Consider the following 16,840-nt stretch of genomic DNA (forward strand, 5'->3'; position numbering starts at 1 on the left):
TGACCCCGATCATGATGGTTTTTATGCCGGATGAATGGCGCCCAACACCGCCGGAGCGGTGGCCCCGGTGGCCCCGGGCAGCGACGAGGGCAGACCTCTCAAGGTGCGCACCGCGAACCAGGCGAAGGCCTGGGCTTCCAGGGTATGGGCATCGACTCCCCGATCCGCGGCATCGGAGATGCGGGCGGCGGGCAGACGGTGTTGCAGACGTTCCACCAGGGAGCGATTTTTGGCTCCGCCTCCGCACAGAATCAGCCGTTGCGGACCCGGTGGCAGCAGTCGTTGACAGGCCTCGGCCACGGTTTCTGCGGTGAATTGGGTCAAGGTGGCCAGTCCATCCGGGCTTTCCAGATGGGGATGGCGGGTCAGGAGTTCCGTCAGCAGTTCGCCCCCGAACTCCTCCCGTCCTGTGGATTTGGGAAAGGAGCGGCTGAGATAGGGATGGCTCATGAGCCAAGCCAGGGCGGTGGCATCCACCCGACCCTGGGCCGCGGCCACGCCATCGAGGTCCACGGAGCGGATCCCCTGATGCAGGCGGGTGGCCAGCAGATCCAGCAGGGAGTTGGCCGGTCCCACATCTCCGGCGATCAGGGGGCGTTCCGGCTGGCCCGAAAGGGCGGTGACATTGGCCACCCCTCCCAGATTGACCACCGCGATCCGTTGACCGGGTTGGGAGAACAGCACCTGATGAAACAGTGGCGCCAACGGTGCCCCTTCTCCGCCTTTGGCCATGTCGGCGGGGCGGAAGTCGGCCACGGTGGTCACGCCGGTGCGGGCGGCGATGATGAACGGGTCACCGATCTGCCAGGTGAACAGGGGCGGACGATGGCGCACGGTCTGGCCATGGCTGCCGATCACCTGTACCCGGTCCATGGACAATCCACCGCGTCGGCAGACCTCCAGGGCGGCGTCGGCGAACCGTTCCCCCAGTTCCCGATGCAAAGCCCCCATACGGTCGAGTTCCCCTGCGCCGGGTTGATACAGGGCTAAAATCCGTTGATGCAGTTCGTCGGGAAAGGGTTGTTCCAGATCCGCCAACACCCGGGGAACCGACTCCCCATCGGTACGCACCAGCACGGCATCGATACCATCCGCCGAGGTTCCGGACATCAGCCCTATGGCGATCCGATGTTCATCCATTGTCCCCATTCTCCCTTGATCGTCTTTGCAATCCCGCATGGATCCTTGTGTGCAAACCCCTTCATGGTGGCCGGTTTTGAAAAGGTTGTCAACTTGGGCAACTGTCAATTTTTGTAAGTCAGACAGGGCATTTTCCGGCAGAGCCAGCGGATGCCTGTGGCACAAGCCGGGTGATTCCGTTATCATGGAGTGATTTTCCGTCACACCACGTTCCAGTCAGACACGGGGTAACACGCATGAAATCCGTCAACGAACAGATGGCCATCATCCGTCGGGGTACAGCACAGATCATCTCCGAAGAGGCCATGGAGCAAAAACTAGCCCGTTCCGTTCAGACCGGCATTCCGCTCAAGATCAAGACCGGATTTGATCCCACAGCTCCGGATCTGCATCTGGGGCATACGGTCTTGTTGCAAAAAATGCGTCAATTCCAGGAGTTGGGTCATGAGGTGATCTTTTTGATCGGGGATTTCACCGGCATGATCGGCGATCCCACGGGCAAAAGCGAAACCCGCAAGCCTCTCACCTCCGAAGCGATCAACGCCAATGCCGAGACTTACAAGGCTCAGGTGTTTCGCATTCTCGATTCCCGGGCCACCCGTGTGGTGTTCAACAGTTCCTGGATGGAACGAATGACCGCCGCCCAGATGATTCAGTTGGCCGCCAAGCAAACCGTGGCGCGTATGTTGGAACGGGATGATTTCACCAAACGTTACCGTTCCGAGCGTCCGATTGCCATTCATGAATTTCTTTATCCTTTGGTGCAGGGATACGATTCGGTGGCGTTGCGGGCGGATGTGGAGTTGGGGGGTACGGATCAGACTTTCAATCTGTTGATGGGTCGGGAGTTGCAAAAGGAGTACGGGCAGGAACCGCAATGCGTCATCACCATGCCGATTCTCGAAGGGCTGGACGGCGTGCAGAAGATGTCCAAGTCTTTGAACAATTACATTGCGATTCAAGATTCTGCCGACGATATTTTCGGCAAGACCATGTCGATTTCGGATACGCTCATGTGGCGTTATTATGATTTGTTGTCGGATCGGACGTTGGAGGAGATTCATCAACTGGAGGCGGAGGTTCGTGGGGAGCGTTTGCATCCCATGGCGGTGAAAAAGCAGTTGGCCGAAGAGTTGACGGGTCGGTTTCACGGCAGTGAGGAGGCGCGGCGGGCTTTGGAGCGGTTTGAGGCGCGTTTTTCCAACAAGGAGACGCCGGAGGATCTGCCGGAGTTCGTTTTGGACAACGGTGGACAGCCCATGGGGTTGGCGGATGCGATGCGGTTGGCCGGGTTGGTGGTTTCCAATTCCGAGGGGATGCGTTTGATTCGGCAGCAGGCGGTGAGTGTGGACGGGGTGAAAGCGGCGGATGCGCGGCAGATGTTGTCGCCGGAGCGTCATATTCTGAAGGTAGGCAAGTTGCGTCACGCCGCAGTCGTGATCGCCTGATCCCCGATCATCAACCCATTGAAAAAAAGCGGGGGTCTGGGGGATTCCTCCCCCAGGAATTTGACTTTCGCCTTTGACTGTCGCGTAATTTTCAAACAATCAAAACATTAAAATCAAAGTCCTGGGGAATGAATTCCCCAGACCCCTTCTTTATTTTTCAATGATGGATTTTAATCGGATTCTTAACGCTTGGGACGTGACGGCGGGGGACTGTAAACGGCCTTGGGATAACTGCCATCAAAAATCTCCTTGGGATCCCGACCATTGGGCCGCAAGGACTTGTTGAACGTGTTGTTGATGGCATTCTCAATCGGAGTCTTGTTCCAAATGATGATCGCTGCCACCAAAAAAATCACCAAAGAACCAATCACCCAAAAAAATCCAATCCCCGGCAAAACCGTTCGCGCAATGAACGCCTCGGAAGGATTGTTGGGATTGTAAAAAGTTTGCACCGTCTTGCCAACCGGATAACGATCCACAGTCACCTGGGCAAAACGCTCAAACAAAAACAAAGCAGCCTGGGGATCGGTCTCAATCTGGTTGCCTGAATACTCGGTATCCCCGGACTTGAAACGGTAAACGATCTCAACCCGATACAAAGGAAACCAATTGAAAAACATCGCCCCGTCCGGCTTCATGCCGGATTGAACAATGACTCCCTCCGTATGTGGCCAGTTGGAAGATTCGGCATACTTGAGAATCGGTTGGATGAAAATGACAAAAAAGATCACTCCCAGCACCAAAGCCACATTGCGCGTGAGCAGATACAGATTTCGTCCCATCCACGTCTATCCTTTCAAAAAGGAAACCGCCAGGGTAACCATAATAAAGGAATGGATCCGCCATTTCCATCCTGTTAGTAAAAATGGCCCCCATTAACAAAATTTATTATCATACCCTTTCTTACCAAATCCACTAAAAAGCAAATTTTATACCATCGAAATTCCAAACATGGCCCGGCGGGTAACCCCGCCGAACCACGGAGAGCATCCTTGTCCAAGGGATGTAACCATTGAATCGGCGGATGAACGGCAAGGGTTGAATGGTTTCTAACCGGTGACCACCACGGCGCGTGGAATGCGCTGATAATCCGGCAACAACACAATCCTCTCGAAACCGGCCTCCCGAAACACCTCCACCGCAGCCACTCCCTGATCGTGACCAACCTCCACCACCGCCACTCCCCCTGGACGCAAACGACTGCGCACCAGTCCGGGAAGCCGTACCACCACCCGCAACCCATCCACCCCGCCATCCAAAGCCAAATGGGGCTCCCAATCACGCACTTCGGGCTGCAACCCCTCCAACGCTTCAGAGACGATATAAGGAGGATTGACCACCACCACGTCAAAGGAGTCGGAAGAGGGCAGGGGAACGTCCAGATCCCCTTCCACAAGGGTAACACGATCCACGCAACCGGTTTTCACGGCATTGCGCTGCGCCAGTTCCAACGCAGACCCGGAAAGATCACTTCCCCATCCCCGCGCCTGGGGATATTCGCTCAACAAGGCACACAAAACCGCACCACTGCCCACACACGGCTCAAAGATCCGCAATGGCGCCTCACGGTCCGGGAAATGCGCCAAAACCGACTCCAGCAACAACTCGGTCTCGGGACGGGGGATCAACGCGGCGGAACTGGAGAAAAATTCGATGCCCCAAAACTCCCGAACCCCCAACAGATGAGCCACAGGCTCCCGGGCGGCGCGTCGGGTGAGCAACGCCTTGAACGCGGCCAGTTCAGCCGCGTTCAAGGGACGATGGGGATCCAGGAAAAGGTCAAGGCGCCGCAGATTGAGGGCCTTGGCGAGAATGAGTTCGCTATCGAGGCGGGGGGATTCGACGCCCCGCCGTTCAAGCCAGGGGGCGCTCCATCCGAGCAGGGTGCGAACAGTCCAGGCAGGAGCGGTCAACGGACTCCTAACGGGACTGGGTGCGTTGGGTCAAAACGTTGGAAGCCAAATGGGTCACGTCACCCGTTTTTCTCTTTTTGAGCAGCGCCAAAAGCTGATTGCTCTGATTGCGGAAATCGGCCTGGAATTTTCTTTCCACCGGACCGCTCGAAGGCAACTGAACGGTGAAGGGATTGACCTGATCGCCGTTGATGCGAACCTCGTAATGGAGATGAGGCCCCGTGGCGGTACCCGTGGCGCCGACCCGACCGATCACTTCACCCTGCCGCACCCGGTCACCCTGACGCAAACCGCTGGTAAAGGAGTTGAGATGGGCATAAGCGGTGCTGAATTTGGGGCTGTGACGCACGATGATCATGTTGCCATAACCACCCTGGTAGCCGATGGAATCCACCACACCTTCACCGGCAGCCCGTACCGGAGTACCCACGGGAGCGGCGTAATCCACACCCTTGTGGGCCCGGTTGTAACCGAAGACCGGATGCAACCGGTTGCTGGAAAAAAGCGAGGAGACCCGGGTATAGTCCATGGGGGCACGGATGAACATCTTGCGGACGTTGTTGCCGTCCTTGTCGAAATAACCCACCCGCCCATTGGGATCGATATACCGGACCGCCCGGAACAGTTGTCCCTGATTGGTGAATTCGGCTGCCACGATATCCCCGTCACGCACCCGCTTGCCTTTGTAGAACAACCCTTCCTGGACGATGGTGAAACGGTCACCGGGATGCAGGTCACGGGCGAAGTCGATATCCCACTCGAACAGACCCGACAGCTTGATGGCCAGATTGCGCGACAAACCGGCACGCTTGGCGGCGACAAACAGGGAACGCTCGTTGCGGATGGTGCCGTCGATGGACTCCAGACGGACATCCAGCATTTTCTTTTCAAACTTGGCGGTAAAATTCTTGCCATCCCGACTGGTGATCCAGAAGGTACGCTCCCGGTCCACCGGATACATCATGCCCAGCAGATTGCCATTGGGGGCGAAAGAGAGGGTCATGGTCTTGCCCGGGGCCAACTGTCTGGCCAGATCGTAAACCGGACGGGCCGCCTTGGAGAGTTGCAACGCGGTCAGATTGGGAATCCGCCGCCGGGACAGCAGTTCGCCCAGAGAGTCGCCAGGACGGATGGTGATTTCCTTGGTGGTGACCGCCAGACCCGCGAACTCCCGGGAAAGGGACTCGGAAATCGAAGCCGAAGCGGCATTGTCATCGTCATCGGAGGTGTTGTCGTCTTCCACCACGATATCGGAATTGCCTTCGGTGTTGCGCTCGACGCTGTGTTCTTCGGTTTCCTGGTTGTTATTGGTGTTGGAGTCGTCGGTGGAAGACTCCTTTTTGAGCTGTTCGGCCACGCTCGGCTGGGGCAGGGGCAGACGGTTCTTGTCCAAAGCGGCGGTGATGCGCTCCTGCTCGTCCACCGAAATGCGCAAGGTCAGATCCCGGTCCACGGGATAACCGAAACCGATCAGCTGATTGTTTTGATTGAAGGTCAACTTGACCGGGGTATCGGTCTTGAGACGCTGCGTCAAATCGAACAGCGGTTTGGCCTTGAGCGCGAAAAGTTTGACGGTTCTTTTGGGGATGTTTTGACGCTGCATCAGGTTGGCGTAGGTGTCGTCGCGACGAACCCGCTCGATCACCACCCGGGACTTGGAAGCGGTCCGTTGCGGTTCGACCACGGTCTGGATCGGAACCAGCGAGGCCAGACGCACCGGCGTCGAGGGGAGCTGGGAGACATTTCCGCGTCCATCGATGGTCGGGTCCGTGACACGCGAGGAGGAATTGGACTGATCCTCGCCCTTGAGCATCCGCTGCAAATAGTCCGGAGTACCACTTCCTCTGGTACTCGCATTCGCGCTGCCGCAGGCTGTAATGAGCAAAATGGCCGACAGCGTGCTGCGCAACAGAACCGGGGATGAAAAGAGCATTCGATTTATCCACTTCAATTTCAAGCAGTTAACATTTATCACCCATCTGCCTGGCCGGAAAAAATTCCTATGCAATTCACGGTCCGTTTACATGACGGGAGGCTGAAAAACGATCATCGTCTATTTTCATAGGGCATAAATCGACCTTTCTAGAGACATTGTTACCTTATGTCAAGAGATTTTCTGACTCCCCATAATTTACCGGACATCAAACCCGACACCACTTTCGCGTTTAAAAAAAGTATGAAACAATCCCACAACCTTTGACAACCCCACCCCTTGCAAAAAGATTACCGAAACCCATGAACCTCGTATTCGCCGATCCTGGTCTGTTGAACAATCTGGGACACCACGCCAATTCATGCCGTCATGTCGTTTTCGAGGCCAGACGACGGGGTATTCCCTCGGCGGTGCTGGCCTACAACCAGATCGAGGACTTTCTGCGCGACGAACTGCTGGCCATTCCCTGGTTCCGCTGCAACCCCTACGGCACTTACGACGACGATCCGTTATGCGGCTGGTTGAGCAATTTTGATTTTATGGCCAACGTCACCCACGAGGATCTCACCCGTCTGCACGGAGTGGGTCGGGATGATCTGATTTTTCTCAACTCCGCCGGACCGGCCCAATTTGCGGCCATGTTGCGCTGGGTTCAATCGCTGCCCGAGGATCAACGCCCCACGGTGATCATCGAATTCGGCCAGTACGCCGGACTCATGCCCCGCGAAACCGATCAGGGAATCCAGCTCTCCTTGTGTTATCAGGGGGATCCCCGACCGTTGCTGCTGCGTTACATCGCCAAGAAACACCTCTCCCAGGGGAATCATCCCTGGCTGCGTCTGGCCACTTTCGACGCCCAGGCATCGGCGATTTACGAAAAACTGTTCGACCATCCGGTACACGCGTTGCCCCTTTCCAACCGTGCCGTCACCGGCTGCCGGGACCGGACCGGAACCAGACCGGTCACCATTGCTTTACTGGGTCACCAGCGGCTGGAAAAAGGCTTCGGCTTTGTCCCGGAACTGGCGGGACGACTCTTGAGTCTGCAACCCGACATCCGCATTCTGGTTCACAACGGCGCTCCGGATCTGTGCGTGGATCTGCAAAACCAACTGCGTACCATGGCCGCCGCCGATCCCCGTCTGATCCTCGACGAGCGACCCGCCGGACCCGATCTCTGGAGTCAACTGCTCGATCAATCGGATCTGGTGGTCTGTCCGTATTACCGGGACCATTTTGTCTCCACCTATTCGGCTTTGGCCAGCGAAGCCATCGCCAACGCCATTCCCCTTGTGGTCCCCTCCCGGACCACCATGGCGATTCTGGTACAACGATTCGGTTCTCCCGGCATCATCTACGACGACCCTTCGGACCGTTCCTCCCCCGAAATCGTGTTGCAAGGGGTACTCGCCGCGCTGCATCACTTCGACGCGCTGGCCACCCGTGCCAAGGTGGCCTCCCAGCAGTGGGAAGCCTTGAACGGACCGACGCAACTGCTCGACACCATGCTCTCCTGGCACGCGACGCGTTAAAAGGTGAATCCATGAAGATTCTGTTCAGCAACCCCCCCTGGTGGCAGGATCTCTCCTGGCACACCCTGGATAACGGAGCCACCTTTCCCATTCACCGGGCCGGGGTGCGGGCCGGATCCCGTTGGCCATTCACCTACCAGATTCCGATTCCGCCGGATCGCTTCGAGTTTGGATCCTATCTGCCGTATCCGTTTTTCATGGGTTACGCCGCCACCTACAGCGCCAAGGCTCTGGGGGTACCGGTGGTGTTCCGCGACAGCATCGCGTTGCGCGAGTCCTACGACCGTTATTACGACTATCTCGAACGGGAACGATTCGATCTCATCGTCATCGAATCCGCCTCGCCGAGCTGGGATCACGATCAAACCGTGATGCGGGAAATCGCCCGGCGTCTGCCCCATACCCGCTTCGTGATCACCGGCCCGATCACCTCTTTGGGAGAAGAGATTCTCAACGCCGCTCCCAACATTCAGGCGGCGGTGCGGGGGGAGTATGAAAAAGGAGTGGTCAAGGCGGTCAACGGCTCCAGCGGCGTGATCGATTTCGATCTGCTCACCCTGGAGGAGATGAACGCCGCGCCGTTTCCCTATTTCGACCATCTGTACGCCTATCGCTACTGGGACAGCAATCCGGTGGGACAGCTTGCCCCCCATGCCCAGGTGTTGACCAGCCGGGGATGTCCGTTCAAGTGCATTTTCTGCGTGTGGCCCGCCACCATGACCGGCAATGATCCGGATGGCAGTGGCAAGCGATTCGTGCGTCATTACAGCGGGGATTACCTGGAAGCCTTCCTGACGGAACTGGTGCATAAATACCATTTCAAATCCATCTATTTCGACGACGACACCTTCAATCTCGGGGATCGTCACGTCGAAAAGGTGTGCGCCATCATGCGCAAGCTTCAGGTGCCCTGGTCGGCCATGTGCCGTTCCGACACTTCGGGTCTGCACCTGTGGAAGGAAATGAAGGACAGTGGCTGTTTCGGGGTCAAGGTGGGTTTCGAGAGTGGCAATCAGGAGGTGGTGGACAAGATTGTCAACAAGCGGCTCAATCTGGAAGAGGCCCGGCGTGTCGCCCATGAGATCAAGCGGGTGGGCATGACCCTGCATGGCACGTTCACCTTTGGACTGCCGGGGGAAACCCCGGAACAGGTTCAAGACACCGAACGCTACATCAGCACATTGCCTTTGGATTCGATCCAGAAATCCGGCTGCGCCGAAATCGAAGGGGCTCCGTTGCACGCCCTGAGTCAGAAAAAATCCCTGCCGGCCTATCCTTCCGCCCGGCTGGATGACAACTACGTCCGCGCCACGGACGGTCAATTGAAATACGAAAACCTTGCCCATTGAATGAACGAGGCTTTCCCATGAATCCCAGGCGCATCGTGGTGACGGGTGGAGCCGGTTTTGTCGGTTCCAATCTGGCTTTGGCTTTCAAGCGGGATCTGGAAGGGGTGGAGGTGGTCGCCCTGGACAACCTGAAACGTCGGGGCGGAGAGTTGTCCCTGGAGCGGTTGCGTCGGGGAGGGGTGACGTTTCAGCATGGAGACATCCGCTGTCCCGAGGATCTGGACGCTTTGGGGGCTGCCGATCTGATTGTCGAGTGTTCGGCGGAACCCAGTGTGCAGGCCGGATATGGCGGCTCCCCCGCTTATGTGATCCACACCAATCTTTCGGGGACGATCCATTGTCTGGAGTACGCCCGCAAGCATGGCAGCGGGTTGATTTTTCTTTCCACCAGTCGGGTTTATCCCATTGCCGGTCTGCGTGCCCTTCCGTTGGAGGAGGCGGAAACCCGTCTTGTGGTCCCGCAGGGGAAAACGGGCATGGGATGGTCCGCAGCGGGAATCGCGGAGTCGTTTCCGATGCAGGGCAGTCGTTCCATTTACGGAACCACCAAGCTCGCTTCGGAGTTGCTCATCGAAGAGTATCGGGCCATGTATGGTCTCAAGACCATCATCAACCGGTGTGGCATTTTGACCGGACCCTGGCAGATGGGCAAGGTGGATCAAGGGGTGATCGTGTTGTGGATGGCGCATCATCTGTTCGGGTTGCCTTTGGGTTACATGGGGTTCGGGGGCACGGGAAAACAGGTGCGGGATCTGTTGCATGTGGATGATCTGTATGATCTTCTGCGCATCCAAATGGGGGATCTGGATACCCATTCCGGAGCGGTTCACAATGTGGGGGGTGGTCAGGCGATTTCGATCAGTCTGCGGGAGTTGACCGATTGGTGCAGGCGCATCACGGGTCGTGACGTGTCGATGCGCTCCGATCCGGTGACCAAGGATTTCGACATTCCTTATTATGTCAGCGATCACGAGCAGGTGACGCGGATTTGTGGATGGTCTCCGAAAAGGGGAGTCGAGCAGACGTTGAATGACATCCACGCCTGGATTGTCGATCATCGTGACCTGTTGGCTCCTTTGTTGGGCGCGTCGTAATGGCGAGAGGGTCCGGGAGACTCATCTCCCAGGATTTTGATTTTTTTCAATCGTTTTAACAGCTTCCAACCCATCGACGAAGGTGAATGTTTCATGAGCGTTGCCATTGTCACCGGATCCGCAGGCTTGATCGGCGCGGAGACCGTTCGCTTTCTCTCCGCCAAAGGCATGAACGTCATCGGCATCGACAACGATATGCGCCGCTACTTTTTCGGCGACCAAGCCAGCACCGATTGGGCGCGACAAGAACTGGAACAAAAAATCCCCAACTATCAACACCACACCATCGACATCCGCGACAACACGGCGATCCAAAAACTCTTCGACCACTACAAAAACGACATCCAACTCATCGTCCACACCGCCGCCCAACCTTCCCACGACTGGGCAGCCAAAGAACCCATGGTCGATTTCACCATCAACGCCAACGGCACCCTGACCCTGCTGGAAGCCACCCGTCAACTCTGCCCGCAAGCCACCTTCATCCATTGCAGCACCAACAAGGTCTACGGCGACGCCCCCAACCGACTGCCGCTCATCGAACAATCCACCCGCTGGGAACTGGATCCCTCCCATCCCTGGGCCAAAGACGGCATCGACGAAACCCTCTCCATCGACCAATCCACCCACAGCCTTTTCGGCGTCTCGAAAGTGGCCAGCGATCTGCTGGTACAGGAATACGGTCGCTACTTCGACATGAAAACCGCCTGCTTTCGCGGCGGTTGCCTCACCGGACCTGGCCACTCCGGCGCCCCCCTGCACGGTTTTCTGTCGTACCTGATGAAATGCGCCGTCACCGGAACCCCCTACACCGTACTCGGCTACAAAGGCAAACAGGTACGGGACAACATCCACTCCCACGACCTGGTCAACGCCTTCTGGCACTTCTTCCAGGCCCCGAAAAGCGCCGCAGTCTACAACATGGGCGGTTCACGCCACTCCAACTGCTCCATGCTCGAAGCCATCACCCTGTGCGAAGAGTTGACCGGACGACCCATGACTTGGAACTACCAGGAGGAAAACCGCATCGGTGACCACATCTGGTGGGTCGGCAGCGTCAACCGCTTCCGTCAGGACTACCCGGAATGGCAGTACACCTATGACATCCGGGGAATCCTCAAGGAGATTCACGACGCTTTGACGGAGCGGGTTTTGGGGAGATAGATAAAAAATTTACGGAATGGGCCAATCAACGACCCCCCATTGAAAACGGGGGGTCGTTATCAATTTGGTGCGGTTAGCGAACAAAAAAACTCAGCATCAACGTCAGCTCTCGATGATCGGGGGCGTGCCACATCAGGCGATAAAACGAAAGCTTGCAATAACTGTTTTCCTTTAACAGATCAATAAGCTCTGCTAAAATTTTATTAAAAAAATCTTTATTTGTATACATGTTATTCTTATTATAATCACGATCGTTCCAGGCAATCGCCATCCCAATAAGCAAAGCAAATATGGGATTGACAAAAAGAAAAACATCATTATCGCCATCAATGGACTGAATGGGCTTAATCCGATTCAACCAGGACATCACTGCGGCCCCTTTTCGATTGAGAGCCGGCGCGTCATCCGCGAATTCATGAATCTGCGAGGCCCGATACAAATCGATAAAGGCCGATTCGATGGCCACTCTCAACAAGGCCGGATCCAGATTCACCTTCTCGATTTTCTTTTCGATGAGGGACTCAAATTGCTCACCATTCAAAAACGCTTCAAAAACACCATAAAAGGCGTTATTGACGTATTTAGTTACCTCATCTTTAAAAGATAAAGAATTTTCTGAATCAAGCAAATCTTTAATTTTGTTTCCAAGCACAAAAAATTTATCAGACATGTTTTTGAATTACCAAATACTTTCAGCCACCGCTGACAGTGGGTGCATGGTCAGCAGATTTGTTCTTGTTTTCATCGGAGGGCAACGGGGGCAAACGCCAAACATAGCCCTGATGGCAATTTTCGGTGACAAAGCAGGCGACGCTCACGGGTCTGTTATAGGCTGCTGCCGCAGATTGACGTTTCGCCAAGGGCATACACTCCGGGAAATCCGCCTCAGTCCATATTTTGCCCATTTTAATCACCTTTGAATTTTAAAAGGTTATCTCTATGAAACCCGAAATAGCACCCTTTTTTTCAAAAAGGTTAAACACACTTTTTGAAATCGTGTCAACAAAAAATCAAGCCAAAACAAAATAATACTTCCTTAAGTATTATTTTTCCACCCTTCCAGCGCCTCCATGGCCCGTTTGGCCATGACGGGTTTGCGGTCCACTTTGCGGCAACGTTCGGTGAGTGGGGGGAAGAGGCCGAAATTGACGTTCATGGGTTGAAAGTGAGTCGGGTCGCTTTGGGTGACGTGGTGGAGCAGGGCGCCATGGGCGGTGGTGGGGGGAGGGGGTTCGGGCAAGGTATCGTGTTGGAGCAGGTGGGCGATGAACAGGCCCGCCATGAGTCCAGAGGCGGCGGATTCCACATAGCCTTCCACGCCGGTGATCTGGCCGGCCATGAAAAGGTTCGGGTGATTTTTCAGGCGCAGATGGGAATCCAGCACGGTCGGGCCGTTGATGTAGGTATTGCGATGGATGGCGCCGAGGCGGGCGAATTCGGCGTTTTCCAGGCCGGGGATGGTGCGGAAGATGCGTTTTTGTTCTGGCCATGTCAATTTGGTTTGGAATCCCACCAGATTCCAGAGGGTGCCCAAGTGGTTATCCTGGCGCAGTTGCACCACGGCGTGGGGGGTGGCGCCGCCCTGGTGGGGATTGTTGAGTCCGACCGGTTTCATGGGGCCGAAGCGCAGGGTTTCGGGTCCGCGTGCGGCCATCACTTCGATGGGCAGGCAGCCTTCAAAGTAGATGGGTTTCTCGAAGGGGCGGCAGGGGGTTTGGTCGGCCTGGATGAGGGCGGAGATAAATTGATTGTATTGGATTTCGTCGAGGGGGCAATTGATGTAATCCGCACCACCTTTGTCGTAGCGGGATTGGCGGAAGGCTTGGTTGAAATCGATGGATTCCAGGTGGACGATGGGGGCCAGGGAATCATAGAAGTAGAGCCGTTCCGCGCCGACGAGGGATTCCAGTTGGGTGGCCAGGGCATCGGAGGTGAGGGGGCCGGTGGCGATCAGGGTGATTCCATCTTCGGGGATGGTGGTAATTTCTTCGCGGATCAAGGTGATGTTCGGGTGATGGGTGATGCGTTCGGTGATCCAGTTGGAGAATCCTTCCCGGTCTGTGGCCAGGGCGCCGCCTGCGGGGGTACGGTTGGCGTCGGCGGCGGCGAGGATCAAGCTGTTGAGGGTACGCATTTCCTGGTGGAGCAAGCCTACGGCGTTATGTTGCCAATCGTCGGCGCGCAGGGAGTTGGAACAGACCAATTCGGCGCAGCGATCGGTGTGGTGGGCCGGGGAGAAGCGTTGTGGGCGCATTTCGTAGAGGTGGACAGTGACGTTACGGTTGGCCAATTGCCAAGCGGCTTCGGATCCGGCCAAGCCGGCTCCAATGATACGAATCGCGTTCACAGATCGAAATCCTTATCTGAAACTATTGAAAAAAAAAGAGAGGGTCTGGGAGATTCATCTCCCAGGGTTTTAATCTTTTAATCTTTTGACGTTGGCGCGCTTTTACGAAAGCTTTTTTCGCGTCTTTTGCGAAAAAAGCGCAGCGCGCCCTCAGCTCCACCCTGGGTACTCGTCTGATTGACCGGGCTGTTTGTTTTTTGTTCTTCCGAATCCCTGTCAAGCTCCGCACGCATGATGCAGGAGTCGTTTCCAAAAAACGGAAACGACTCCTGCGAAGGCTCACTCGTACAGGCGCGAGTGATTGGTTTGAAGCGCGCTTGCGCTTTTTTTCGCAAAAGGCGCGAAAAAAAGCTTTTTTGAAAAGCGCGCTAAAGGCAAAAAAAGTCAAAACCCTGGGAGATGAATCTCCCAGACCCTCTCTTTTTTTTAAATAGTTTCAAAGATTATCAATAGAATGGACGCCTCGGGCGCGGGATGCCGACACCACGCCGCGCCGTCATCACCGTCTCACGCTTTTTCACCGTCTCCGCCGGAATCTCTTTCAAAAAACGCGACGCAATCGCCGGCTCCAACCGCTGATACGTCCGCCGCATCCGGGCATGACTCAAAAACAACTTCTCCTTGGCGCGGGTCATCCCCACATACGTCAAACGCCGCTCCTCCTCCACCGCCGCCCCCCCCCCTTCTTCCATCGCCATCTTGTGGGGCAACAAACCTTCCTCCAAACCCACCAGGAATACCACCGGAAACTCCAACCCCTTGGCCGCATGCAAAGTCGAAATCACCACCCGACTCACCCCGTCATCCCGCCGCTCCGAACCCGGAGGATCGGATTCCAGCGAGGCCCGCTCCAAAAACCCACCCAGATCATCCACCTGCGACAAAAATACCCGCAACTCCCGCAGATTCTCACGAATATCATTGCGCCGCTCATCCAACTCCACCGCCTCCATGTAACCGGACTCGTCCAACACCTTGTCCAAAACTTCCACTGGATGAGCCACCTCCAACATCGCATGAGCCTCGTCCATCAACTGCACAAAACCCCGCAACTTGGCCAAAGCCGCCGGACCCAATCCCCCACGGGCCACCACCAGACGGGCACCATCCAACCACGATCCACCCACCTCGACCGCCGCCGCCTGAATCTCCTCCAACGCCTTGGGACCCAACTTGCGACTCGGAACATTGATGATCCGCTCACACGCCAAATCATCCCGAAACGAATGGGCCAACCGCAAATAACACACCGCATCCTTGATTTCGGCCCGATCCATGAACCTCAATCCGCCACTGACCCGATACGGCAAATTGAACTCATGAAAAGCCTGCTCGAACAACCGGGTCTGACTGGAAGTGCGTACCAAGACCGCCATGTCATGCAACGGCCTCACCGCTACCTGACGCAAAATCTCCCGGGTGACATGACGGGCCTCATCCTCCCCATCCTCGGCCACATAGGTCTCCAAAAGCGCCCCTTCCGCACCCGTGGTCCACAACGTCTTGCCCTTGCGACCCTTGTTGTGATCGATCAATCCCCCGGAAGCCTTGAGAATATTCCCCGTGGAACGGTAATTCTGCTCCAGCCGGATCACCCGGGCATTGGGAAAATCATCCTCGAACTTCAAGATGTTCTCCAGCCGTGCGCCGCGCCAGCTGTAAATCAACTGATCATCATCCCCCACCACACACAACGCTCCCCCCACCGCCAAACAACGCATCCAGTCGTATTGCACCTTGTTGGCGTCTTGATACTCGTCCACCAACAAATGACGGAAACGCTTCTGATACCCCAACAAAATCTCCGGCGCCCGATCCCAAAGCTTCAGACAGTTGGACAACAGATCCCCGAAATCCATGGCGTTCAAACGCCGCAACTCGTCTTGATAATCGTTGTAAAAGCCGCTGATGCGCATCAAATCCCGCGAGGCTTTCAACCGGGTCTCCCCCAGATCGTCCGGCCCCAATCCGTCATCCTTCCAACGACCGATGGACATGGCCAACCGCTTCGGGTTCCAATAGGGATCAAGGAAACCTTTTTGCTCGGACAGCCGTTTGATCAACCGCTGCTGCTCGCCGGAATCCAGAATGGTGAAATTGGGATCGAAACCCAATACCTCCGCATTCGCACGCAACATGCGCGCGCCCATGCCGTGAAAGGTGCCAATCCACAAACGACGGGTACTCTCTTCATCCAGATTCAAAAGATCCGCCACCCGCTCGCGCATTTCCAAAGCGGCCTTGTTGGTGAAAGTCACCGCCAGGATCTCCCCCAAACCCGCCTCGCCTTGATGAAGCAAACGGGCCAGACGACGGGTCAAAACCCGGGTCTTTCCGGATCCCGCACCCGCCAAAACCATCAGGGCGCCTTCGGAGGCCATCACCGCCTGCTGCTGCGGAACGTTGAGATCTGCAAGAAAATCAATGGAAGTCACGGAGCTTCGGATCCTTCATGAAAAACGCAAGGAAAGGTAAAGCCAAAGGCGGGTACGACCGATAAAACGGTTAATGGGATTCATGTTAATCCCCCGAACCGCTTCCCACAAGCTCTTTTGGATGAGTGCGCAAAGGATCTCGCCATGATGATTTCCAATTCGACAGCAGCCGTGGTGTCGTTCTCCTCGAATCGCTCCGCCAGCGCCGTCAACAGCGGAAACGCCTCGACCGGATTCGGACCCGAATATCAAGTGGATCTCTCCTCTCAAGGAGTGGCGTTCGCCAATCCGGCCTCGGGAGTCACCGAATCGAAAATGCGCAACGTGCTGACCCGCATTCTGCTGGAAACCCTCTTCGGCGCGGATGCCAGCGCCAAACCGGATCAACCGGAAACCTCCGAAGAGGAAATGGTGCGCGAAGTGGTCCTGGATCCCCTCGCGGAAGAAAAATTGCAAGAAATCGCCCAGAATTGACCGCCAAACGC

The 16,840-nt window shown here is 56.1% G+C and carries 13 protein-coding genes; 6 read left to right on the forward strand and 7 right to left on the reverse strand.

Translation table 11 applies throughout. The annotated features are described in order from the left end of the window. Positions 1 to 21: 21 nt before the first annotated feature. Entirely contained in the window at positions 22 to 1,149 is a 1,128-nt protein-coding gene (locus tag HQL98_08225; GenBank protein ID MBF0272031.1) for an anhydro-N-acetylmuramic acid kinase, read from the reverse strand. Between the two features lie 227 nt (positions 1,150 to 1,376). Between HQL98_08225 and HQL98_08230 the strand changes: the two genes are divergently transcribed. Continuing rightward, positions 1,377 to 2,588, forward strand: a complete 1,212-nt coding sequence (locus HQL98_08230; protein ID MBF0272032.1) for a tyrosine--tRNA ligase — start codon at positions 1,377 to 1,379, stop codon at positions 2,586 to 2,588. 182 nt (positions 2,589 to 2,770) lie between these two features. Here the strand turns inward: HQL98_08230 and HQL98_08235 are convergent, their stop codons facing one another. The 3 genes from HQL98_08235 to HQL98_08245 all read right to left on the reverse strand — a co-directional run bounded on the left by HQL98_08235 (position 2,771) and on the right by HQL98_08245 (position 6,434). Then, a complete protein-coding gene (locus HQL98_08235) occupies positions 2,771 to 3,370 on the reverse strand; it encodes a DUF3592 domain-containing protein (GenBank protein ID MBF0272033.1) in 600 nt (199 codons plus the stop codon). Positions 3,371 to 3,637: 267 nt separating this feature from the next. After that, positions 3,638 to 4,501, reverse strand: coding sequence for a peptide chain release factor N(5)-glutamine methyltransferase (gene prmC / locus HQL98_08240; protein MBF0272034.1), 864 nt, complete (start codon positions 4,499 to 4,501; stop codon positions 3,638 to 3,640). Positions 4,502 to 4,508: 7 nt separating this feature from the next. Next, a complete protein-coding gene (locus tag HQL98_08245; GenBank protein ID MBF0272035.1) occupies positions 4,509 to 6,434 on the reverse strand; it encodes a peptidoglycan DD-metalloendopeptidase family protein in 1,926 nt (641 codons plus the stop codon). Between the two features lie 302 nt (positions 6,435 to 6,736). Between HQL98_08245 and HQL98_08250 the strand changes: the two genes are divergently transcribed. The 4 genes from HQL98_08250 (at position 6,737) to HQL98_08265 (ending at position 11,573) form a co-directional block, all read left to right on the forward strand. Continuing rightward, a complete protein-coding gene (locus HQL98_08250) occupies positions 6,737 to 7,966 on the forward strand; it encodes a glycosyltransferase family 1 protein (protein MBF0272036.1) in 1,230 nt (409 codons plus the stop codon). Between the two features lie 11 nt (positions 7,967 to 7,977). Beyond that, a complete protein-coding gene (locus HQL98_08255) occupies positions 7,978 to 9,315 on the forward strand; it encodes a radical SAM protein (protein MBF0272037.1) in 1,338 nt (445 codons plus the stop codon). Positions 9,316 to 9,332: 17 nt separating this feature from the next. After that, positions 9,333 to 10,409, forward strand: a complete 1,077-nt coding sequence (locus HQL98_08260; protein ID MBF0272038.1) for an NAD-dependent epimerase/dehydratase family protein — start codon at positions 9,333 to 9,335, stop codon at positions 10,407 to 10,409. A gap of 93 nt (positions 10,410 to 10,502) precedes the next feature. Further along, a complete protein-coding gene (locus HQL98_08265; GenBank protein ID MBF0272039.1) occupies positions 10,503 to 11,573 on the forward strand; it encodes an NAD-dependent epimerase/dehydratase family protein in 1,071 nt (356 codons plus the stop codon). A gap of 73 nt (positions 11,574 to 11,646) precedes the next feature. Here HQL98_08265 and HQL98_08270 read toward each other — a convergent pair whose 3' ends face one another. The 3 genes from HQL98_08270 to HQL98_08280 all read right to left on the reverse strand — a co-directional run bounded on the left by HQL98_08270 (position 11,647) and on the right by HQL98_08280 (position 16,355). Then, positions 11,647 to 12,243: a hypothetical protein gene (locus HQL98_08270; GenBank protein MBF0272040.1), complete on the reverse strand. Its 597-nt coding sequence runs from the start codon at positions 12,241 to 12,243 to the stop codon at positions 11,647 to 11,649. 366 nt (positions 12,244 to 12,609) lie between these two features. Next, positions 12,610 to 13,920, reverse strand: coding sequence for a methylenetetrahydrofolate--tRNA-(uracil(54)-C(5))-methyltransferase (FADH(2)-oxidizing) TrmFO (trmFO, locus tag HQL98_08275; protein ID MBF0272041.1), 1,311 nt, complete (start codon positions 13,918 to 13,920; stop codon positions 12,610 to 12,612). A 446-nt stretch (positions 13,921 to 14,366) separates the two neighbouring features. Beyond that, positions 14,367 to 16,355: a UvrD-helicase domain-containing protein gene (locus HQL98_08280; protein ID MBF0272042.1), complete on the reverse strand. Its 1,989-nt coding sequence runs from the start codon at positions 16,353 to 16,355 to the stop codon at positions 14,367 to 14,369. A gap of 144 nt (positions 16,356 to 16,499) precedes the next feature. Here HQL98_08280 and HQL98_08285 point away from each other — a divergent pair, with 144 nt between their 5' ends. Then, complete coding sequence (locus tag HQL98_08285) at positions 16,500 to 16,829, forward strand: hypothetical protein (GenBank protein MBF0272043.1); 330 nt, start codon at positions 16,500 to 16,502, stop codon at positions 16,827 to 16,829. The last annotated feature ends 11 nt before the right edge of the window (positions 16,830 to 16,840 follow it).

The sequence above is a fragment of the Magnetococcales bacterium genome (assembly GCA_015231755.1).
Taxonomy (GTDB): domain Bacteria; phylum Pseudomonadota; class Magnetococcia; order Magnetococcales; family Magnetaquicoccaceae; genus Magnetaquiglobus.

What these genes read in the sequence shown, in the direction of transcription:
- HQL98_08225 (MBF0272031.1), bottom strand. Translation starts at nt 1,149, where the DNA reads ATGGGGACAATGGATGAACATCGGATCGCCATAGGGCTGATGTCCGGA.
- HQL98_08230 (MBF0272032.1), top strand. Translation starts at nt 1,377, where the DNA reads ATGAAATCCGTCAACGAACAGATGGCCATCATCCGTCGGGGTACAGCA.
- HQL98_08235 (MBF0272033.1), bottom strand. Translation starts at nt 3,370, where the DNA reads ATGGGACGAAATCTGTATCTGCTCACGCGCAATGTGGCTTTGGTGCTG.
- HQL98_08245 (MBF0272035.1), bottom strand. Translation starts at nt 6,434, where the DNA reads ATGCTCTTTTCATCCCCGGTTCTGTTGCGCAGCACGCTGTCGGCCATT.
- HQL98_08250 (MBF0272036.1), top strand. Translation starts at nt 6,737, where the DNA reads ATGAACCTCGTATTCGCCGATCCTGGTCTGTTGAACAATCTGGGACAC.
- HQL98_08255 (MBF0272037.1), top strand. Translation starts at nt 7,978, where the DNA reads ATGAAGATTCTGTTCAGCAACCCCCCCTGGTGGCAGGATCTCTCCTGG.
- HQL98_08260 (MBF0272038.1), top strand. Translation starts at nt 9,333, where the DNA reads ATGAATCCCAGGCGCATCGTGGTGACGGGTGGAGCCGGTTTTGTCGGT.
- HQL98_08265 (MBF0272039.1), top strand. Translation starts at nt 10,503, where the DNA reads ATGAGCGTTGCCATTGTCACCGGATCCGCAGGCTTGATCGGCGCGGAG.
- HQL98_08270 (MBF0272040.1), bottom strand. Translation starts at nt 12,243, where the DNA reads ATGTCTGATAAATTTTTTGTGCTTGGAAACAAAATTAAAGATTTGCTT.
- HQL98_08285 (MBF0272043.1), top strand. Translation starts at nt 16,500, where the DNA reads ATGATGATTTCCAATTCGACAGCAGCCGTGGTGTCGTTCTCCTCGAAT.